The organism is Endozoicomonas atrinae (assembly GCF_001647025.1).
GTDB classification, from domain to species: domain Bacteria; phylum Pseudomonadota; class Gammaproteobacteria; order Pseudomonadales; family Endozoicomonadaceae; genus Endozoicomonas; species Endozoicomonas atrinae.
In genome coordinates, this window is record NZ_LUKQ02000536.1 from 1 (window position 1) to 1,562 (window position 1,562).

Here is a 1,562-nt window from a genome sequence, read left to right on the forward strand (position 1 = left end):
GAAGAAGAGGTCTATCCCCTCGGTGCCGTGGTCAGCTCCGTGATCTACAACCAGAAACTCCACGTCTTCTCCAAAGCCCTGCCCACTTACCGCTACGACGGCATCAAGTGGGAGCGCAACCAGTCCAGCGCCCTCGACGACATCCGGCCCGCTTTCGCTACCTCCGTTCAGCGTCGTATGTTTGTCTCTGGCGGGATCTCCCACCCGACCCGCATCTGGGCATCCCGCGTCGACAACGACGAAATGTGGCCTGACGACGAAGACCTGGAATCCAGCAACGTCCTTCGTGCCGCTTACTTCGACGTGGGCAACCTCCTGGGTACCGCCGATAAAGTCACTGGCCTCGGTGCCTTCGAACAGAACAAGCTCGCCGTCTTCACCTCCGATAAAACCTTCATCTACAACATCGACCCCAGTGTTGACCTCTGGTCACTCGACGACCGCTCCAACGTCAACGTCGGCTGCGTCAGCCACAACACCATCTGCCAGGCGGACAGCGATCTCATCTTCTGCTCCCGTACCGGCGTCTACGCCATCCGCCGCTCCCGCGAAAACGGCATCATGGTCTCCCATATCGCCATGTCCAACCGCATTCGCACCCTCTACCGCGCCTACATGAACTCGGTACCCAACCAGCAGAACATCAACGCCGTCTGGGACGCCGACAACCTGCGCTACCACATCTACTTCCCGCAGACCGACCACATCAGCCGTCGCCTCTCCCTCTCCTTCGGCACCGAAGGCGAACCCCAGTGGGCCACCGGCGACTTTCTCTACACCCGCTGCGCCGACTTTCTCGCGGGCAGTCTTGTGGTGGGCACCGCAGGGGGTACCTTCGACATCCGCAAACCGGAAGAGACCACAGGGGAAACCCCCACCTGCACCTTCACCACCCCGTTACTCTGGCAGGGTTCCCTCAGCGAACCCAAGCAGGCCCACTCGCTGATCCTGCAAGCCTCCGGTTCCGGCAACGTCCTCGTGGAAGCCTTCGACGAATGCCACAACCCGATCCACACCTTCACCTTCGACATCAAAGACGACGAGGGTGATAACCACGTACCCATGCACTCGTTGCACCAGCAGTACGAACACCAGTTCCCCGTCCGTTACATCGGACTGCAACTCAGGTTTACCATCACTTCAGACGAAGGCGGGCTACTGCGAATCGTCGGTTTCGCCATAACCACCCGATAGGAGATCACTTATGGCTCGCCTCCGTCAGCAACACCCACAGAACTACACCAGTTCCGGCAACATCAGCGTCGAGTTTGAAAACCTCGTGCGCTACCTCAACGCCGCCGAGCTGGGCAACAAGACCCTCTCCGAGCTGCTGCAATCCATCTTCGACCCCGAAGGCAATTTCAGTGGCCCCGTGGATATGCGACATGTCCCCGACACCGGTATCCAGTACCGCATCGGTGACTACGACAACGCTGAATCCGGCTGGATCACCATTGTTCAGTCGGAAGACCTGCGCGGTGCCCCTGGCCGAGAAGTGGGTACCATCGGCGACTCCATCTTCCAGGCCCGTTACCCGTTCATCGCCAGTGCCGACAACGAGC

At 59.8% G+C, this 1,562-nt stretch carries 2 protein-coding genes; both read left to right on the forward strand.

The features are described from left to right. Positions 1-1,194: hypothetical protein (locus AK963_RS33955; protein ID WP_175404716.1), on the forward strand; the 1,194-nt coding region annotated here is incomplete at its 5' end. A gap of 10 nt (positions 1,195-1,204) precedes the next feature. Further along, positions 1,205-1,562 (forward strand): hypothetical protein (locus AK963_RS28825; RefSeq protein WP_139117767.1); only part of this gene is annotated, 358 nt, incomplete at its 3' end.